This is a genomic window from Rhodococcus sp. NPDC004095, from assembly GCF_053604015.1.
Genome location: NZ_JBSGGS010000010.1, coordinates 196,034 through 213,426 on the forward strand (window position 1 = coordinate 196,034; position 17,393 = coordinate 213,426).

The 17,393-nt window shown below is 69.6% G+C and carries 18 protein-coding genes; 12 read left to right on the plus strand and 6 right to left on the minus strand.

What is annotated here, in order from left to right:
- Positions 1-8: 8 nt before the first annotated feature.
- Positions 9-311: a type II toxin-antitoxin system VapB family antitoxin gene (locus tag ACWEPG_RS20400; RefSeq protein ID WP_450112728.1), complete on the minus strand. Its 303-nt coding sequence runs from the start codon at positions 309-311 to the stop codon at positions 9-11.
- A gap of 196 nt (positions 312-507) precedes the next feature.
- Here ACWEPG_RS20400 and hrcA point away from each other — a divergent pair, with 196 nt between their 5' ends.
- The 3 genes from hrcA to ACWEPG_RS20415 all read left to right on the plus strand — a co-directional run bounded on the left by hrcA (position 508) and on the right by ACWEPG_RS20415 (position 3,584).
- Complete coding sequence (hrcA, locus tag ACWEPG_RS20405; RefSeq protein WP_450112729.1) at positions 508-1,533, plus strand: heat-inducible transcriptional repressor HrcA; 1,026 nt, start codon at positions 508-510, stop codon at positions 1,531-1,533.
- Positions 1,534-1,652: 119 nt separating this feature from the next.
- Positions 1,653-2,804 carry a molecular chaperone DnaJ gene (dnaJ, locus tag ACWEPG_RS20410; RefSeq protein ID WP_450112730.1) on the plus strand — a complete coding sequence of 384 codons (1,152 nt, stop codon included), beginning with the start codon at positions 1,653-1,655 and terminating at the stop codon, positions 2,802-2,804.
- Between the two features lie 18 nt (positions 2,805-2,822).
- Complete coding sequence (locus ACWEPG_RS20415) at positions 2,823-3,584, plus strand: 16S rRNA (uracil(1498)-N(3))-methyltransferase (RefSeq protein ID WP_452595141.1); 762 nt, start codon at positions 2,823-2,825, stop codon at positions 3,582-3,584.
- 47 nt (positions 3,585-3,631) lie between these two features.
- On the opposite strand, the gene ACWEPG_RS20420 is transcribed toward ACWEPG_RS20415, so the two are convergent.
- Positions 3,632-4,510, minus strand: coding sequence for a helix-turn-helix domain-containing protein (locus ACWEPG_RS20420; protein ID WP_452595142.1), 879 nt, complete (start codon positions 4,508-4,510; stop codon positions 3,632-3,634).
- Between the two features lie 102 nt (positions 4,511-4,612).
- Here ACWEPG_RS20420 and ACWEPG_RS20425 point away from each other — a divergent pair, with 102 nt between their 5' ends.
- The 6 genes from ACWEPG_RS20425 (at position 4,613) to ACWEPG_RS20450 (ending at position 11,113) form a co-directional block, all read left to right on the plus strand.
- Positions 4,613-5,293 (plus strand): SDR family NAD(P)-dependent oxidoreductase, encoded by a 681-nt coding sequence (locus ACWEPG_RS20425; protein ID WP_452595143.1) that lies wholly within the window; start codon positions 4,613-4,615, stop codon positions 5,291-5,293.
- A gap of 61 nt (positions 5,294-5,354) precedes the next feature.
- Positions 5,355-6,116 carry an alpha/beta hydrolase family protein gene (locus ACWEPG_RS20430; RefSeq protein ID WP_452595144.1) on the plus strand — a complete coding sequence of 254 codons (762 nt, stop codon included), beginning with the start codon at positions 5,355-5,357 and terminating at the stop codon, positions 6,114-6,116.
- 171 nt (positions 6,117-6,287) lie between these two features.
- On the plus strand, positions 6,288-7,460 hold the full coding sequence (locus ACWEPG_RS20435) for an AAA family ATPase (RefSeq protein WP_452595145.1): 1,173 nt from the start codon (positions 6,288-6,290) through the stop codon (positions 7,458-7,460).
- A 72-nt stretch (positions 7,461-7,532) separates the two neighbouring features.
- Positions 7,533-8,306 (plus strand): PASTA domain-containing protein, encoded by a 774-nt coding sequence (locus ACWEPG_RS20440; protein WP_452595146.1) that lies wholly within the window; start codon positions 7,533-7,535, stop codon positions 8,304-8,306.
- 105 nt (positions 8,307-8,411) lie between these two features.
- Complete coding sequence (locus tag ACWEPG_RS20445; protein ID WP_452595147.1) at positions 8,412-8,861, plus strand: GreA/GreB family elongation factor; 450 nt, start codon at positions 8,412-8,414, stop codon at positions 8,859-8,861.
- 56 nt (positions 8,862-8,917) lie between these two features.
- Entirely contained in the window at positions 8,918-11,113 is a 2,196-nt protein-coding gene (locus ACWEPG_RS20450) for a DUF222 domain-containing protein (RefSeq protein ID WP_452595148.1), read from the plus strand.
- A gap of 116 nt (positions 11,114-11,229) precedes the next feature.
- Here the strand turns inward: ACWEPG_RS20450 and ACWEPG_RS20455 are convergent, their stop codons facing one another.
- Together ACWEPG_RS20455 and ACWEPG_RS20460 are read right to left on the minus strand one after the other, a co-directional pair.
- Positions 11,230-11,616, minus strand: coding sequence for a DUF7683 domain-containing protein (locus ACWEPG_RS20455; RefSeq protein WP_452595149.1), 387 nt, complete (start codon positions 11,614-11,616; stop codon positions 11,230-11,232).
- A 153-nt stretch (positions 11,617-11,769) separates the two neighbouring features.
- The gene (locus tag ACWEPG_RS20460; RefSeq protein WP_452595150.1) at positions 11,770-13,170 is read right to left on the minus strand and encodes a hypothetical protein; all 1,401 of its coding nucleotides are present in this window, start codon (positions 13,168-13,170) and stop codon (positions 11,770-11,772) included.
- Positions 13,171-13,292: 122 nt separating this feature from the next.
- On the opposite strand from ACWEPG_RS20460, the gene ACWEPG_RS20465 reads away from it, so the two are divergent.
- Entirely contained in the window at positions 13,293-13,907 is a 615-nt protein-coding gene (locus ACWEPG_RS20465) for a QsdR family transcriptional regulator (protein WP_450112741.1), read from the plus strand.
- A gap of 125 nt (positions 13,908-14,032) precedes the next feature.
- The gene (locus ACWEPG_RS20470; RefSeq protein WP_450112742.1) at positions 14,033-14,401 is read left to right on the plus strand and encodes an STAS/SEC14 domain-containing protein; all 369 of its coding nucleotides are present in this window, start codon (positions 14,033-14,035) and stop codon (positions 14,399-14,401) included.
- 9 nt (positions 14,402-14,410) lie between these two features.
- On the opposite strand, the gene ACWEPG_RS20475 is transcribed toward ACWEPG_RS20470, so the two are convergent.
- A complete protein-coding gene (locus ACWEPG_RS20475) occupies positions 14,411-14,953 on the minus strand; it encodes an AAA family ATPase (protein WP_452595151.1) in 543 nt (180 codons plus the stop codon).
- A gap of 13 nt (positions 14,954-14,966) precedes the next feature.
- Complete coding sequence (locus tag ACWEPG_RS20480) at positions 14,967-16,547, minus strand: MFS transporter (RefSeq protein ID WP_452595193.1); 1,581 nt, start codon at positions 16,545-16,547, stop codon at positions 14,967-14,969.
- Positions 16,548-16,720: 173 nt separating this feature from the next.
- On the opposite strand from ACWEPG_RS20480, the gene ACWEPG_RS20485 reads away from it, so the two are divergent.
- A complete protein-coding gene (locus ACWEPG_RS20485; protein WP_452595152.1) occupies positions 16,721-17,365 on the plus strand; it encodes a TetR/AcrR family transcriptional regulator in 645 nt (214 codons plus the stop codon).
- Positions 17,366-17,393: the final 28 nt, after the last annotated feature.

The window sequence follows — 17,393 nt, forward strand, 5'->3', positions numbered from 1 at the left end:
TCGGCGCGTCAGTGCACCGTGTCGTGCTCGTACACGCGGGCGTGGAGCACGACCCGATTGCGCAGTGCGGATCGGACGGCGTGGTGCACCCCGTCCTCCAGATAGATGACGCCCTGCCAGAGCACCGCGTGCGGGAACAGGTCGCCGTAGAACGTGGAGTCCTCGGACAGCAGCCGGTCGAGTTCGAGGACCTTGGTAGTGGTGACGATCTCGTCGAGTCGGACCTGGCGCGGCGGAATCTTCGACCAGTCGCGGATCGACAGTCCGTGGTCCGGGTACGGCTTGCCGTCCCGGACTCCCTTGAAAATCATCTGGGCATCCGTCTCGTGGTCGGGCGGTGCTCGATGGCACCGCATGTCGGTGAGGCGCCACCACCCTAAGGCCTGCACGGCCGGTGGTCACGAGACGACTAGAATGCGGTCAGCCGGGGGTTTACATGCGTGCCCGGCGCGAGCATCGCCCTGCGACACCGGTCGAGGGGCACAGGGCGAGACGGAGGTGATCGGCATGGCGAGTACCGAGGAACGACGCTTCGAGGTGCTGCGCGCGATCGTCGCCGACTATGTCGCCAGCCAGGAGCCGATCGGGTCGAAGGCGCTCGTCGAGCGGCACAACCTCGGCGTCTCCAGCGCCACGATCCGCAACGACATGGCCGTGCTCGAGGCGGAGGGCTACATCACCCAGCCGCACACCAGCTCCGGACGCGTCCCCACCGACAAGGGGTACCGCGAGTTCGTCGACCGGATCGCCGAGGTCAAGCCGCTGTCCCCGGCGGAACGCCGCGCGATCCTCGAGTTCCTCGACTCCGGGGTCGACCTGGACGACGTGCTGCGCCGCGGGGTGCGGCTGCTGGCGCAGCTGACCCGCCAGGTCGCGGTCGTGCAGTACCCGACGTTGTCGGCGTCGTCGGTGCGGCACCTCGAGGTGGTCGCGTTGACGCCGGCGCGGCTGCTGCTCGTCCTGATCACGGACTCCGGCCGCGTCGACCAGCGGATCGTCGAGCTCGGTGACGTGATCGGCGACGACGACCTGGCCAAGCTGCGGGATCTGCTCGGCGGGGCCCTCGAGGGCAAGCGACTGGCCGCGGCGTCGATCGCGGTCTCGGAGCTGGCGGACGCCGCCCCGGAGGGCCTGCGCGATGCAGTGGTGCGCACCTCGACCGTGCTGATCGAGACACTCGTCGAGCACCCCGAAGATCGTCTCGTGCTCGGTGGCACCGCGAACCTCACCCGCAACGCCGGCGATTTCCCCGGTTCGCTGCGGTCGGTCCTCGAGGCCCTCGAGGAGCAGGTGGTGGTGCTCAAGCTGCTGGCGGCTACCGGCGCGCCGGGTTCGGTGACCGTGCGGATCGGTGAGGAGACGCAGGTCGAGCAGATCCGAGGCACCTCGGTGATCACCACCGGGTACGGCGCGGGCGGCAACATCTTCGGCGGCATGGGTGTGCTCGGTCCCACGCGCATGGACTACCCGGGAACAATCGCGTCCGTCGCGGCGGTTGCCAGGTACATCGGCGAGGTGCTTGCCGAGCGGTGAGGTGTGCCCGGTGACGGCCACGAGGTGGCCGGTCATGCGTCGCGCCGGGATTGATCGACAGACGAACGACGCCAGAGACAGACGACGAGCAAGACAGCAACGAGGACGAGAGACGTAACGTGGCACGGGACTACTACGGACTGCTGGGTGTCTCACCCAAGGCGACCGATCAGGAGATCAAGCGGGCGTACCGCAAACTCGCCAGGGAACTGCACCCCGACGTCAACCCGGACGAGGACGCGCAGGCCCGGTTCAAGGACATCTCCACCGCGTACGAGGTGCTCTCCGATCCCGAGAAGCGTCGCATCGTCGACCTCGGCGGGGACCCGTTGCAGCAGGGCGGCGGCGGGGCAGGCGGCTTCGGCGGAGCCGGCTTCGGCGGCGGTCTCGGCGACGTGTTCGAGGCGTTCTTCGGTGGCGGCACCGGAACCCGGCGCGGCCCCCGTGGCCGCGTGCAGCCCGGTGCCGACTCGTTGCTGCGCACCAAGCTGACGCTCGAGGAGTGCGCGACCGGCGTCACCAAGCACATCACCGTCGACACCGCGATCCTGTGCGACGTCTGTACCGGATCCGGCACCAACGGCGACTCGAAGCCCGTCACCTGTGAGACCTGTGGTGGCGCCGGCGAGGTGCAGTCCGTGCAGCGGTCGTTCCTCGGTCAGGTCATGACGTCGCGTCCGTGCCCCACCTGCCGCGGCGCCGGGGAGACCATCCCCGATCCCTGCCACAAGTGCGGTGGTGACGGTCGGGTGCGGGCCCGCCGCGACATCGCCGTCAAGGTTCCGGTCGGTGTGGGCAACGGCATGCGGATCCGGTTGTCCGCGCAGGGCGAGGTCGGCCCCGGCGGCGGACCGGCCGGTGACCTGTACGTCGAGGTCATCGAGCAGGCGCACGACGTGTTCGTGCGGGACGGCGACGACCTGCACTGCACCATCCGGGTGCCGATGGTCGACGCGGCGCTGGGCACGACGGTCACCGTCGACACCATCATCGACGGCCCCACCGAGATCACGGTCGACGCCGGCACCCAGCCCGGATCGGTCGCGGTGCTGCGTGGCCACGGCATGCCGAAGTTGCGGTCCGGAGTGCGCGGCGACGTGCACGCCCACCTGGAGGTGGTGGTCCCGTCGAAGCTGGACGGCAAGCAGACCGCCGTCCTGAAGGACTTCAAGAACCTGCGCGACCGCGATCAGGCGGAGGTCGTGAGCAGCGGGTCGCACCAGAGCGGCGGGTTGTTCTCGCGGCTGCGCGACGCGTTCAGCGGTCGCTGACGGGCGGCCGGAGAACGCATGGCCGCCACGGTGTTCTACCTCGATCCGCTGCCCGACGTCGGGGCGATCGCGGTCCTCGACGGCAAGGAGGGCCGGCACGCCGCCACGGTGCGCCGGATCCGAGTCGGTGAGCAGTTGGTGCTCGCGGACGGCCGCGGCGGCGTCGCCCGCGCCGAGGTCGTCGAGGTCGGCAAGGATCGGCTCGACCTGACGGTCACCGCCCGCGACGAGGTGGCGGCCGCGGCTCCGACCGTCACCCTGGTGCAGGCCCTGCCGAAGGCAGAGCGGTCCGAGCTCGCCGTGGAACTCGCCACCGAGGCGGGGATCGACGAGATCGTGCCGTGGCAGTCGTCCCGCTGCGTCGCCAAGTGGGAGGGCCCCAAGGCCGTCAAGGGTGTCGCGCGGTGGCAGGCGGTCGCGGTCGCGGCTGCGAAACAGTCACGGCGAGCGCACATTCCGCAGGTCGCGGAGCTGCACCGCACCCCGGCCGTGCTCGACCGGGTGCGCGCTGTCGTCGCGGAGGGCGGGGTCGTGCTTGTGCTGCACGAGTCCGCCACCGCGGAACTGGCGACGCTCGACCTGCGTGAGGTCCCGGAGATCGTGCTCGTCGTCGGGCCGGAGGGCGGACTGTCCGAGGAGGAGGTCGCCGCGGCGACCGAGGCCGGCGCGACCGCGGTGCGGCTGGGCCCGACCGTGCTGCGCACCTCGACGGCGGCCGCGGTGGCACTCGGCGCGCTCGGCGTGCTCACCGACCGCTGGTCCGCGGCGCCGCTGCAGTAGCGAACACCCGGCCCACCTCGGTATGCACCGGGCGGTTCCGGAACGGCTCACCCGGTGGTGTCCGTTCTCGTCACCGCCAGTGGGCGCCGATGGTCCGACAGGTCCTGCAGACCGGTGACCCGAAGCAGGTCGAGCTTTTCTTCGTCGGCGGATCCCGGCTCGACCGTGTAGACGACGATCCGCAGGTCGCCGCTACCCGGCGCGCCGAGGACATCGCAGTCCACCGTGATGTCGCCGACAGCCCTGGTGTGCAGGACCTTTCGGCTCGACCGGTGCAGGGCCACGTGCGCCTGTGCCCAGCGCGCCGCGAACTCGGTGGACTCCGAGAGGAGACGGTCCACGAGGGCCCGCAGCGGAGCATCCTCGGGGTAGCGCCCCACGGCTGATCGCAGATCCGCGACCAGGTCCGCTCTGAACTCGTCCTCGCCGACGGTGGTGTGGCTGACGGGGATGGCCCCTCCGGTGAACACCCGCCAGACGAGGTTGCGCCGCAACCCGGACTGCGTCGAGGGGTCACCGAGGAGCGCCGCCCAGAGCGGATTCCACAGCAGGAGGTCGTGTGCGGCGCTGTACACGGCGACCGGCACGTCACCGAGACGGTCCACGATCCGCTGGACGCCGGGCCCCACGTGCCGCGGCAACGAGGCAGGCGTCGGAACGGCGACACCGGCGACCCGGTACAGGTGGTCGCGCTCCTCGTCGGTCAGGCGCAACGCCCTCGCGAGCGCACCGAGCAGCTGCGCCGACGGATTGGTTGCCCGGCCCTGCTCCAGCCTCACGATGTAGTCGACGCTGACGCCGGCGAGCATTGCGAGCTCTTCCCGCCGCAGCCCCCGGGCGCGACGACCCGTACCGGGCGGCAGCCCGACGTGTTCGGGCTGCACGCGGTCGCGCCAGGCGCGCAGCACGCGCGCGAACTCGTCCATGCCCCCATCCTGCTCGCTGCCGGTGCGCGGTGGGTGGTACTGCCGGTCCCACTGTCGATCGGTGCCTGGTGTGCGCGCCGGAGCCGCGGGAGTGTTGTGGACATGACCACGACATTGATCACCGGAGCCAACCGCAGCCTCGGCCTGGAGACCGCACGCCGACTCATCGACGCCGGCCACACCGTCTACGCAGGCATGCGTGACCTCGCTTCGGCGGCAGAGGTACAGAATCTCGGCGCCCATCCCGTGCAACTCGACGTCACGGATCAGCGCAGCATCGACGCGGCGCTCGCCCAGCTGCCCGAGCTCGACGTCCTCGTCAACAACGCCGGCGTCCTCGGCAGGTCCTTCGGCGTCGACGACCTCGATGTCGCCGCCATGCAGGAGGTGTTCGACACGAATGTCCTTGGCGTCGTGCGTGTCACGCAGGCCACGCTGCCACTGCTGCGGCGCTCGGCGAACCCCGTGATCGTCAACGTCGCCTCCGGCGTCGGCTTCGCCCGGGCGCTGAGCACCCCCGGCACCGACGAGCACTTCGTCCGGGCGGTTCCGTATGCGAGTTCGAAGGCGGCCGTGATCGCCATGACGGTCCAGTACGCGAAGAACCTCCCGGAATTCCGGGTCAACGCGAGCGACCCGGGATACACGAGCACCGACTTCAACTGGCACCGCGGACACCAGACCGTGACCGAGGGAACCGATGCGACCGTGATGCTGGCCGGGCTGGGCCCCGACGGACCCACGGGGAAGTTCTTCAACCGCGACGGGCTCATCGACTACTGACCACGGCGTGCTCGCGTGGGCGGGGTGAGGCCGGCGTCGGCGCGACCGCGACAATGGGTTCATGTCACGCCTCCGCATCGACTACGGACCCGAACCCGCCCAGTTCGGGCATCTCTACACCCCCAATGGAGTGGACGGGCCGGTGCCGGTGGTGATGCTGCTGCACGGCGGCTACTGGAGCGCCGACTTCCATCTCAACCTGGCGACGACCCTGGCCTCGGAGCTGGCGCGACGCGGCGTGGCGGCCTGGAACGTCGAGTACCGGCGGGTCGGCGCGGGCGGCGGGTGGGCCGAGACCAGCGCCGACGTCGAGGCCGCGCTGGCCGCGACCGCGACGCTGCTGCCCGAGCATTCGACGGTCCCGCTCGATGTCGGCGACGTCCGGCTCGTCGGCCACTCCGCGGGAGCGCAGCTCGCGATGTGGGTTGCGGGGCAACGGGATTGTCCGGTGCGGCCCACCCGGGTGATCTCCCAGGCCGGCGCGCTCAACCTCGCCGCCCGTGCCGCCACCCGCAGCGGGGGCGCCGCGCTCGAAGCACTGTTCGGGGTGTCCTACGCGGACGACCCCCAGGTCTACCGGGACGCGTCACCACTGCACCGCGTCCCGACCGGGGTGCCGACGGTGTGCATCCACGGGGTCGAGGACGTGCAGGTGCCGGTGGCGGCAAGCCGCGCCTACGTGGACGCGGCCCGCGCCGCCTGCGACCGTGCCGTGCTGTGGGAGGTACCGGGCGAAGGGCACAACGCCTTCCTCGACCGCACCACCCGCAGCTGGGCGCTGACCCTGGACGCCGTCCTCGGCGAGGATCCCTGGGCCGGCTAGGACGAACCGGTGACCTCGATGAGGTTGACCTTCAGTTTCGGCACGGTGGTGCTGCCGCCGGCCTGGGTGTCGTAGGTGAAGGAGCTGTCCTCCCTGACCACGTCCCGGTCCCATCAGCCTTTATCGGACATTATCTGCAAAGCTCATATAAACCTGGATAAGGTGTGATGCATGGATCCGGTGCTGAACCCCTTCAAGCCGGGCGCCGGCTTGCGTCCCCCGATTCTCGCAGGTCGGGACCGTCTCTTCGCCGACTTCGATGTGGTCAGCCGCCGGATCACCGAGTTCGGGGAGGGCGACCGGGGCTGGATGCTGGTGGGGTTGCGGGGCGTCGGCAAGACCGTGCTGCTCGGCGAACTCGAACGGATCGCCGTCAACACCGGCTGGATCGTGGCGAAGCTCGAGGTCCGCAAGGCGCATCCGCTCACCGACGAGCTCGCCTCGAAGCTGGCCGTCAGCCTGCGCGCGACCACGCACCGTCATGCGATCGACAAGCTCGCGCGGCTTCTCGGGGTGTTTCGGTCGTTCACCGCGAAGCTCAACCTCGGGGTGGTCTCCCTCGGTGTGGACATCGACCCCGCCAAGGGGTACGCCGACAGCGGGCGTCTCTCGCTGGATCTGGCAGACCTCTTTGTCTCGCTGGGGGAGTCGTCCCGCGACCTCGGCATCGGCACCCTCATCCTGATCGACGAGTTGCAGGAGGCCACGGCCGAGGAGATGGCTGCGGTGAGCGCCGCGGTGCATCAGGTGGGTCAGACGTCGCCGGCGCTGCCACTCTTCCTCGTCGGCGCGGGCCTGCCGTCGCTTCCGGCGCTGCTGGCCTCGGCCACCAGTTACGCGGAGCGGCTGTACCAGTTCCGGGAACTGACCCTGCTCAGCGAATCGGACTCGCGGGCCGCGCTCACGCAGCCGGTGATCGAACGCGACGCGCACTGGGAACCGGACGCGCTGCGGGTGGTCCTGGACGCGGCCCGCGGCTACCCGTACTTCCTGCAGGAGGTCGGAAAGGCGGTGTGGAACAACGCCGTCGGTCCGGTCTTCACGGTCGACGATGCGCAACTCGGAGTCGACGTGGCCCGGCACGAGGTGAACGCGGGCCTGTACCGCGCAAGGTGGGACCGCGCGACGCCGGCGCAGCGAGCGCTGCTGCACGCCCTCGCGGAGACGGGAGTCGCTGGAACGGCGACGATGAAAGGTCTCGCGGCGGCGCTGGGGAAGAAGACCACCGCACTGTCGGTCCCGCGCGACGAGCTGATCAAGAAGGGGCTCGTCTACGCCCCGGAACGAGGACTACTCGCGTTCACCGTCCCCGGTTTCGACGACTTCATCCGCACGGAGGAGTAGCAATTCGTGTCGGCGGTCCATGCCATCATGGGCCCGACACAACGTATTGGCCTGGCGCTTCGGGAGTTACACGTGAAGAAGTTCGCGCCGTACTGGCGGGTCGCCGCCGGGTTCTTCGCGGCGGTCGGAACCTGGGTGGTTGTGCTGGATCTCGTCCACGGCAGGTTCGGGGATGCGCTCGTCGGTGTTCTGTTGGCGGCCGGGTTGTGGTACCTCGCAGTCGGCAAGCCGATCCGCGACAGTCTCGGGCGCAGGAAGGCGGAGGACGCGGCGCTCGCTGCCCGTGCGCAGGCGGGGCACGAGGCGTTCCTCGCCGGCGACCCGGCCGCGTTCGCGCCGCCGCCGCCCGCACCCGAGAAGCGCCCGGTGCGCCGCGGAGTGATCATCGCGGCCGCGGTCGCGGCAATCCTCGTGCTCATCGGGATCATCGGGGACGTCAGCGACGGCCTCGACGACGACTCCGACTCGGAGCTCACCGCGACGTCCGCGGCGGCGACCGCCGCGTTCGGTGTGCCCGCACCCTCGACCGCCAGGCCGACGGCGGCGGCAGCGCAGTCGGTCCATTCGGCCGCGCCGACCACCACGGTCACGGCGGCCGCGGCTCCCGCAGCCCCGGCGACCATGCCGGACGTGACGTGCATGAACCTGCAGGACGCGCAGGACACCATCCAGGCGGCGGGCGTCTTCTACTCCCGCAGCCGGGACGCGACCGGTGAGGGCCGCAACCAGGTCGTCGACCGCAACTGGGTCGTGGTCGGCCAATCGCCGCCCGCCGGGAGCGCCGTCGGTGAGGGAGCGGCGATGCTGTCGGTCGTCAAGGTCGGCGAGCCGGGAGACTGCTCGTGACCAGGAAGCCGGAGCGGTCGGCATGCTGAGCGGGCTCCGGCGGGCCGTGGCCGTAAGGATCCGCGACGTGGGCTCCTCCCCTCGGGGCTGCGTGCTCGACATGCGGTGAATCTGCAGATCGACACCCAGCGCGAACGGTGGGAGGTCGAACTGGCGCAGTGCCGGGCTCGTCGCTCCGCGCTGTCCGCGCGCATCAGGGACGAACGGTGCGGCTTCGACCCCGCCGAGAGCGAAGGCTCCCGCGTCGCGCTCAAAGCCCACCGCGACAATGAATCCCGGATCGAAGAACTCCGGGACCTCCTGCGCCTCACGGCTATGCCGACCTACATGCCGCAGTTCGCAGTCAGGGAAGGTTCGGTCGTCACAGCGCGGTTCAGCGGCAGTGAACCATTGCGAATGATCGTTGCCCCGCACAGTCACGATGAGACGATCGAGCCGTGTCCGCCGGACACGCCACTCGGCAGCGCGCTTGTGGGGCGTCGGCGCGGCGACACTCTCTCCTACACCGTCGACGGCCGTGCACGCTCCGTGACGATCATCGACCTGATCGTCTAGCGCATCGGATCTCCGAACACTGGCCAAGAATCTCGAACATATGTACGATAGAACTCATGTTCGAGTCGGGGGGTTCGATGCAGGCCGGGGCGGAGGCTCCCGGTGTGCTGTCGGGCGTCCCGGAGGTCGAATGGACGGCGGTGCTGCGCGAGCGGCACGCCGGGATCGCCCGGGCCCAGTTCCTCGAGGTGGATGCTGTCGCATCGGTGTATTTGGCGCGGTGCGCAGAGGACGCCCGGCGGGGCTGTAATGAGGCGTTTCAGGGCGAGTTCGCGCACGTTGAGGTCGGCGTGATGCTGACCGTGACCGAGCCGGTGGCGCGGCGGTGGATCGGGTTGGGCTTGGACTTGCGGTGGCGGCTGCACGCGACGTCGCTGGCGTTCTCGACCGGTCGCATCGATCAGTCTCGGGCCCAGGCCATTTCGGATGCGTTGGCGAACGTCTCACCCGACAAGGTGGATTTGGTGGAGCGACTCCTTCTGGCCGGGATCGAGGGGGCGACGACGTCGACGATCCGTCGCACCGCGCGCAGGTTGGTCGCTCGGCACGATCCGGCCGGTGCCAAAGCCCGGCGGGAACAGGGCGAGGCCGATCGTGACGTGCGGTTCCGCGCGAACGACGACGGCACGTGCTCGATGGAGGGCACGCTGCCCGGTCCGGCGGGTCAGGTGGTCGCGATGCGGCTGCGGACGATGTGCTTCGAGGTCTGTGGGAACGATCCGCGCACATTCGCGCAGCGTCGGGCGGATGCATTGGTGGCATTGGCGGACGGGTCTGGTCGACTGCGATGCCTCTGTGGTCACACCCACTGCACGCAAACAGTGAGTGTGACGGAACCCACGAGGGCCGGCGCTCGGACAGTCGACTCGAGAGGGTGTGCGGCGGCGGCGGCATCGGCGGCGACCGAGCCGACGTCGACCTGCGCGGCTGTCCCTGGTCGGCGAGGCACGGACGAGTCCGCGAGCCACGGGTCCGCAATCGACAACTCCGGCAAGCCCTCCGGCGATTCCGGCAAGTCCTCCGGCGACTCCGGCAAGACAGCCAGCTACTCCGGAAAGCCTTCCGGTGACTCCGGCAAGCGCTCCAGTGATTCCGGTAGGCCCGCCGACGGTGACGGGTGTGCTCGCGGCGGTTCGAATCTGCCGCCCCTGCCGGCGGCGACCATCCATGTCGGGGTGAACCTGACGACGCTGCTGGGACTCGACGATCTGCCCGCGTACCTCGCCGGACAGGGGTGGATAGACGCCGACCTCGCGCGGGACATCGCGGCGGACGGCACGTGGAAGAAGGTCCTGACCCTGACCGACACGGATCGGGAGGCTCTGCTCGACGCCCTGTGTGGCCACTCGGGGCAAGGCCGCGGGGCAGGCGAAGTTGCGGCCGATGATCTCTCGGGCGAGGTGTGGTTGTCGCGTCGTCGAATCGAAACACTCCCGCAAGGAACGATACTGGGAATCGGCCGCGCGTTGACTGCCGCGAGGATCACGCCGTCGGCCATCCGAAAACGCAGCAGGCGTCGACGAGAACAGCTGACGTACCGGCCGTCTCAGCGGCTGGCGGAGATCGTGCGCGCCCGGGACGGAATCTGTCGATTCCCCGGATGCAGCGTTCGGGCGGTTTCCTGCGACATCGACCACACGGTGCCGTATGACCACGCGAACCCGGCCTCGGGCGGCTGGACGGTCGAGCAGAACCTGGCCTGCCTCTGCCGTCGGCACCACCGCCTGAAGACGATCGGGCGGTGGACGGTGCGGCAGCTCGGAGGTGGGCGACTCGAATGGACCACTCCCTCCGGTGAACTCGTCATCACAGAACCCCTCGGTGAATTCAGTGCCGACGCGACCGCACCACCATTCGACGCGGGCACAGCGAACCCGGATGTGCCGTCGGCGGGAGCTGCGGGCTCTGCTGTGCGGCCGCTCGACGGTGCAGGTTCGTCGGTACAGCCGCCCGACATGGACGGCTCCGCCGCAACCTCGCTCAAGAGCGCCGGCCCGGCGGTACCGCCAGGTGACGACGGGCGCTCGAACGCAGAGAGTGCAGCGACGCGGGGTGTGACGCTCACCGATCCGCACGAGCTCGCCCGATTGTTGGGACAACCCCGCGGTCGGGGAGTTGAGGCGGACCTGAAATACCTGCTCGACAGCTGGCCCAAGCCGATCGCCGTGGTCGACCGAGCCTGCAACATCAAGGTCTACGACCTCGACCGGCCCGTCACGGTCCCGGTCGACGAGGAACCGGCACCGTTCTGACCGCGGTGCGTGAATATTCGCATGCACTTCGACTCGCCGGCACGCGGTCCTGGCGTTCCACCCGAACAGTTGGCGCGCAGGAATAGTGGTCCGTGGCGGGCCTGAAGTAGTCGGTGTCATTCACCATAGAAGCCGACCTGATAGTCCCACGAGTCGTCGATCGTGAATGGTTCGCCGATGTACTCCGCGAAGGTGTGGAGCATTACCGGTGAAATGTCGTAGCCGCCCGCTTCGAGTGGGTATTCCACTCCGCCGATCCTCACGGTGTCTCCGAGGGTCAATAGATCCTTGAGAGTTTCCGTACTCAATCCCGGCATGGGATAGTCACGAACTTGCAGTTCGGAGTCCTTGTCGAAAGCCTCCAAGTACCACATACGTTCATCGCTCCGATCGACGTGTCGGATCAGCCGGCCTTGTTGGCGCACTCGCGTGGGGGTCGTACTCGCCTCGGTGCCTCCCGCCCTTGTCGTATTCTCGACCGCGCCTTGCTGATAGTCCCACACGTACGTATTGCCCTTGTTGTCTTGCGATCTGGTGCGCTGCCGGTAGCTCCGGCGAACGCCTTCTTGAAGGTTGGCGACGTGCTCCTCGGGATCCGGCGGCCCGGCGGGGTGGTACCCACCCCGCCGGGTACCACCCGGCGAACGGGTTGGTGCTCAGCGGTGCAGCGGAGAGCAACCCCGGGCCTCGAAATCGGCCTTGGAGGAGTACACGCCGTCGGGCAGGTACTGCCCCATCACGGCCTTTTCGTCGCCCGGTGTCCGGGTGTCCTGGACGGCGTGGCCGAACCCGGCCGACGGCAGCATGTTTCGCAGGATGAGGTAGCCGTCATCGGGGTGGCCCGCGCCGTCGCCGGTCGGGGAGAGGGGTAGCCAGGCGACGCCGCAGGCTTCGGTGGCGTTCACCGGGCGGTCCTCCGGCAGGGTGGCGACGATGGTGAATCGGCGTGCCGAGTCGAGCGGCACCTGCTCGTCGTGGAGGCATCCGACCACCTTCGTGGTGGCCATCGACTCGTTGTTGCACAGCGACCAGTAGCGCATGTCCACGTCGTCGACGCGATCCTGACCGTTCAGGGTGCGCGGCGTCACCGGCATCGTCCCGGTCAGGGTGAGAACCTCGCCGAAGCCGCGGTTGGTCAGCGCCGCAACGTAATTGTTGTCCTTGTTCGAGTACTGGCCGCCGGTGCGTGCGGGGGTCCCGCTGCACTGCCCGAGGTAGCTGCACTGGAGGCCGAACGGCACGTTGTAGAAGGTTCGCCACGCCGGCTGCTGCTCGGCGGGGAAGGTCGCGGGCTTGCCGGGCTGGTCCCGCAGCGAGAGGTAGGTGTCCAGCGGGAGCTTGTCCACTGCCGGTGTGGTCGTCGCGGCGGCAACGGCGCTGCACAGGGACTCCCCGGTGAGCACCTGCCCGTCGGTCAGGTGCAGCTCGGGCTCGGGCAGTCCGACGCCACCGGTCACGTCGCGGCCGTTGTCGGGCAGGTACAGGCGGTAGAGCAGGGTGGTTCGTTCCTGCCCGGGAACTCCCGCGTACAGGGTGTTCGGCGCGGCGGTCCCGGGATCCGTGGGCGGTGTCTCGTTCACGACAGTCGCGGTGTACGAGCGGGGGCCGTGCCCGTTGCGGGGAGCCCCGGGCAGGTACGGGTTCGTCGAGCCCTCGTCGGGCGCGGTCGACACGTCGTTCAGCGCGGCCGTGGGCGAGTTGGTGCTGATGTCGTAGGAGTTGAGCGACTGGTACCGGGCATGCGCGTAGTCGCCCCGCAGCACGAGGCGCGCGCCGTCCGGGATCGCGAACTGCGCTGCCCAGTACAGCGCCCCGGAGTCGGGGAAGGCGTAGTTGAGGTCCTGGTTCGTCGCCGAGAACGTCGGACCGAACCAGAAGCACGTGGACGTGGGGTGGTTCTGGTCGCCGGTCGACCCCCCGCTCGACCCGAGATCCGGGGCGCCGGAGCCCGAGGAGCCGAGGTCGAGGGGGCCGAGCGCCTGGGCGGCACCGGTCGGAAGCAGGGTGACGACCGCGGCGAGTGCCGCCGCTGTCACGAGTCTGGCGAGGGCGGGCATCCGTGCTCCTTGTGATCTGGGTAACAAAACGTGCGCTGACGATAGGGGCCGTATGGAACAAAAGTCAATGACGTCTCATTTGGAAAGGTAGAAGTAAACGTCCCATGCGCTACAGTCCGACCGTGAGTTCCCAGCCTGTCGACGGGCCGCCGTCGTTCCGTAAGCCGACCGCGAGCGATGCCCGCGCCATGGCGACATGGCTGTTCCGGCGGGGCGAGCGCGTGGACATGCACACCGTCGCGTCGCATCTCGACATCGGCCGGTCGACGCTCTATCGGTGGGTCGGGGATCGCGAAAAGCTCATGGACCAGGTGATTCTCGCGTCCATCGGGGACATCTGGGAGGATTCGCGCGGCGCCGCCGAGGGCGCGGGGATCGACCGCGCGCTCGACGCGACTCGGCGCTTCATGCAGGGCTGTGTCGACTTCGAGCCGCTCGCGACGTTCGCGCGACGTGAGCCGAATCTGGCGTTGCGGGTCCTGCTCGATCCGGACGGTCTCGTCACGAAGGCGCTCGCGCGCAACCTTTCTCGCGAGATTGCCGAGACGGCCCCGGATATCGCCGTTCCGGAGGAGACCTACGGCGTGCTCGCGCTCACCGCCACCGCGCTGCTCTGGGCCCACGTCGCGGCGAGCCGTGAACCCGACATCGACGCGACGATCGCCATCATGCGTGCCGTGCTCGCCGCACACGTGCGGGATGCGGGATCCCCCGGCGCGGAACCGGGTCGACCGTAGGTTCCGGTGGACTTCGCGTCCAGCGGTGAGCGCACCGACCCGGAAGGGGCAGGTCCCGGGCGAGTTCCGGATCCGTCGCGGCGAGCCTCCGGGCATCGGCGGACGAGGTGGACCACAGTCGACGGATGACCATCGAGAAGATTCCCGGACTTCCGGCCGGCACTCTCGGGTATCGCGGACTTGGCGTGGTGACCGCGGACGACTACCGGACGGTGCTCGACCCCGCGATCGAGGAGGCGACCGCCGCCCATCAGCGGGTCAACCTCGTCTACGTCCTCGGTGACGGTTTCGATCGGTACTCACTCGGCGCGATGTGGCAGGACTCGCGGCTGGTCGGCGTCCCGCGCGACATCTGGGGACGGTTGGCCCTGGTCACCGATCACACCGGACTCGGCGAGGCCGTTCACCTGCTGGCCTTCCTGTTTCCCGGTGAGCTGCGGGTCTTTTCGACGGACCGGGAGGCCGACGCGATCGGGTGGGTGTCTGGCGGCTGAGGGCGTCGGTCACCCGGCGATCCGGTCGATTGAAGTCAGCGGGACCGTCGGATGGGCGCGAAGCACGGCCTCCAGCCGTGCCGCGACGTCGGCGGGAGCGGTGCTCTCCGTGCTCAGGACCAGGTCGACGCTGGTGAGTGCGCGCATGGTGGTCGCCAGCCGGTGGGCGGCGTCAGCCAGTTCCTCTCTTCCCGACCAGGTTTCGGGCTCCCGGTCGAGTACCCGGCGTCGTACGGTCTCCGGTTCGGCGTCGAGACGCACGGTCAGGTGATCGTCCGCGCCGGTCGCGGCCGACAGTGCGTCGCCGTACGCGTCGTCCTCCACGGTTGCCGTGACGAGGAGGAGCGTGTGGCCGGCCTCGCGGTACGAGTCGGCGAGCATCGCCACGTTGCGCATCAGGCGCCGGACGTCGAGCGGCGGGTAGCAGCGTTCGAGTTCGTCGAGTTCGATCAGCGCGTTGGCGACGCCGGCGTCCCCGAGGCCGTCGTGTAGTTCGGTGACGACGGAGCTCTTTCCCGCGCCCGGTGGTCCGGTCAGCAGCAGCACGAACATGTCGGCCAGTGTGTCAGTTCGCGGACCGCCCGGGCAGGATCAGGGCGACCACCAGGGCCCCGACGGCCAGTGCCAGGCCGCCGACCAGGCTGGCCTGCCCGATGGCGTCGGCGAACGAGATGCCCGCGGCCTCCCGCAGCGGCTCCGCGAACGACGAGGCCAGCGGGTTGGCCGACAGCTCCTGTGCGACCAGCGTTGCGCCACCGACGGATTCGCCCGCGACCTGCATCGCGTAGTCGGCCTGGGCGGCCATGTCTCCGGTCAGTGTCGGGAGCGGTGCCGCGTCGATGAACCCGGCGATCGACTCCTTGTATCCGGCGGCCAGGATCGAGCCGAGGATCGCGATGCCGAGCGAGCCGCCGAGTTCGATGGCCGTGTCGTTCAGGCCGCCGGCCGCGCCCAGATCGTCGTCGGGGAAGCGGTCCATGATCGCGTCGGTGGCGGGAGGTTCGGCCAGGCCGATGCCGAGACCGAGCAGCACCAGCGGCACCGCGAAGTCCAGGTAGCCGGAGCCGGCGTCCACCCGGACCAGCAGCAGGACCCCGGCGGCGGCGATCGCCATGCCCGCCACGATCGCCCACCGCACGCCGACTCGTGGGGCGACCCGCCCGGCCGCGAGCGCGCCGACCGAGACCGCCGCGGCCAGCGGCAGCAGCCGGACTCCGGTCTCGAGCGGGCCGTAGCCGAGGACGAACTGGAACTGCTGGGCCACGAAGTAGATCGCGCCGAACGCGGCGAGGAACAGCAGCAGCACTGCCAGGGTGGCGCCGCCGATCGTGCGGTCACCGAGTTTGCGGACGTCGAGCAGCGGCTGCGGATGCCGGAGTTCCCAGACCACGAACGCGGCCAGGGCGCAGGCCGCGAGGGCCGCGGCGGCGACCGGTCCGGCAGTCCACCCGAAGTGGAAGCCGTTGATGATCGCGTACACCAGGGCGCCGATCGCGACCACCGAGAGCAGTCCGCCGACCCAGTCGATCCGCCCCGCCTTCTCGGCCCTCGACGGCGGCACGAGGATCAGCGCGGCGACCGCTGCGACCGCGGCGATCGGCACGTTGATCAGGAAAGTGGCATTCCACGAACCGGATTCGAGGATCCATCCCGCCAGGAGCGGCCCGAACGCGATGGCCAGACCGGACGTCGCGGCCCACGCCGCGATGGCGCGGGAGCGTTCGGCTCGGGGGAAGGTCGCGACCAGCAGCGACAGGGTCGCCGGCATGATGATCGCCGCGCCGACGCCCATGGTGATCCGGGCGGTCACCACCGCGGTGGTCGTGTCGGCGAGGCTGCCGTAGACGGCGCCGGCGCCGAACACGAACAGTCCGGTCAGCAGCGCGCCGCGGCGGCCGTACCGGTCGCCGATCACGCCGCACAGCAGCATCAGTGCCGCGTAGGGGACGGTGTAGCCGTCGATCACCCACTGCAGCTGCGAGCTGGTGAGCGCGAGGTCGCGGGTCATGTCGGGCGCCGCGACGATCAGCGCGGTGTTCGCCATGACCACGATCAGGAGCGAGAGGCACAGCACGCCCAGTGCCGCCCATCTCCATCGATAGGGAGTCTCGTCGGTGGTGGTCGGTCGGGTGGCGAGGAAGGTCACGGTCGGCTCCGTTCCGGGCGTCACGACTATTGATTGCACACTGATGTGCAAGTTAGTTTGTTGCACAGTGGTGTGCAATGACGGTGTGGCGGGTATCACCGCCCCCGCGCGGTGCGCCGAACGCCGCGTCGGCGGCGTGGAACACTGCGAGTGTGGAAGTTGGTGCTGGTGGGGTGAGTGAGCCGGTCCGGCCGCGGCGCAGTCAGGCCCGCGCCAACCGGTCGCGCATCATCGAGGCCGCGATCGGGGCCTTCGCCGCCGACCCGGACGCGAGCATGGACGACGTCGCACGGGCGGCGGGAGTGGTCCGCCGTACCGTGTACGGACACTTTCCGAGCCGGGACGCCCTGGTCGAGGGCATTGCCGACGAGGCATCGGCGGCCCTGCTGGCAGTTCTCGACGGAGTGCCCGCACTGCCAGGCCGACCGGACTTGGCGTCCGCGGTGCTCGCGCTGCTGACCTGGCCGATCGGCGACCGCTTCCGGGTGCTGCTCACGTTCGCCCGCAAGGAACTCGGCGAGGAACGCATCCGCGATCTGCTCGAACCGGCCCGGGCGCCGAGCGTGGCACTGGTCGAACGCGGTCAGGCCGACGGGGTCTTCTCCTCGTACCTGCCCGCACCGGTCCTGGTCACGATGACCGAGGCGGTGGCACTCGCGCTGTTCGAGGAGGCCAACCGCGGTCTGGTCAACGATGCGGGGGAGTCGTTCGCGGTCGCGTCGCTCGTGATCGTCGGCCTGACGCCCGATCGGGCCGCAGAAGTGGTCGACGAGGCCCTGCGCTGGCTGCGTGAGAGCGCCGCCACACCCGGGGTCTGACCGCCCTTTACTCGGTGGGAAGGCCCGC

What these genes read in the sequence shown, in the direction of transcription:
- ACWEPG_RS20425 (WP_452595143.1), top strand. Translation starts at nt 4,613, where the DNA reads ATGACCACGACATTGATCACCGGAGCCAACCGCAGCCTCGGCCTGGAG.
- ACWEPG_RS20435 (WP_452595145.1), top strand. Translation starts at nt 6,288, where the DNA reads ATGGATCCGGTGCTGAACCCCTTCAAGCCGGGCGCCGGCTTGCGTCCC.
- ACWEPG_RS20400 (WP_450112728.1), bottom strand. Translation starts at nt 311, where the DNA reads ATGATTTTCAAGGGAGTCCGGGACGGCAAGCCGTACCCGGACCACGGA.
- ACWEPG_RS20460 (WP_452595150.1), bottom strand. Translation starts at nt 13,170, where the DNA reads ATGCCCGCCCTCGCCAGACTCGTGACAGCGGCGGCACTCGCCGCGGTC.
- hrcA (WP_450112729.1), top strand. Translation starts at nt 508, where the DNA reads ATGGCGAGTACCGAGGAACGACGCTTCGAGGTGCTGCGCGCGATCGTC.
- ACWEPG_RS20420 (WP_452595142.1), bottom strand. Translation starts at nt 4,510, where the DNA reads ATGGACGAGTTCGCGCGCGTGCTGCGCGCCTGGCGCGACCGCGTGCAG.
- ACWEPG_RS20415 (WP_452595141.1), top strand. Translation starts at nt 2,823, where the DNA reads ATGGCCGCCACGGTGTTCTACCTCGATCCGCTGCCCGACGTCGGGGCG.
- ACWEPG_RS20430 (WP_452595144.1), top strand. Translation starts at nt 5,355, where the DNA reads ATGTCACGCCTCCGCATCGACTACGGACCCGAACCCGCCCAGTTCGGG.
- ACWEPG_RS20475 (WP_452595151.1), bottom strand. Translation starts at nt 14,953, where the DNA reads ATGTTCGTGCTGCTGCTGACCGGACCACCGGGCGCGGGAAAGAGCTCC.
- ACWEPG_RS20450 (WP_452595148.1), top strand. Translation starts at nt 8,918, where the DNA reads ATGTTCGAGTCGGGGGGTTCGATGCAGGCCGGGGCGGAGGCTCCCGGT.
- ACWEPG_RS20470 (WP_450112742.1), top strand. Translation starts at nt 14,033, where the DNA reads ATGACCATCGAGAAGATTCCCGGACTTCCGGCCGGCACTCTCGGGTAT.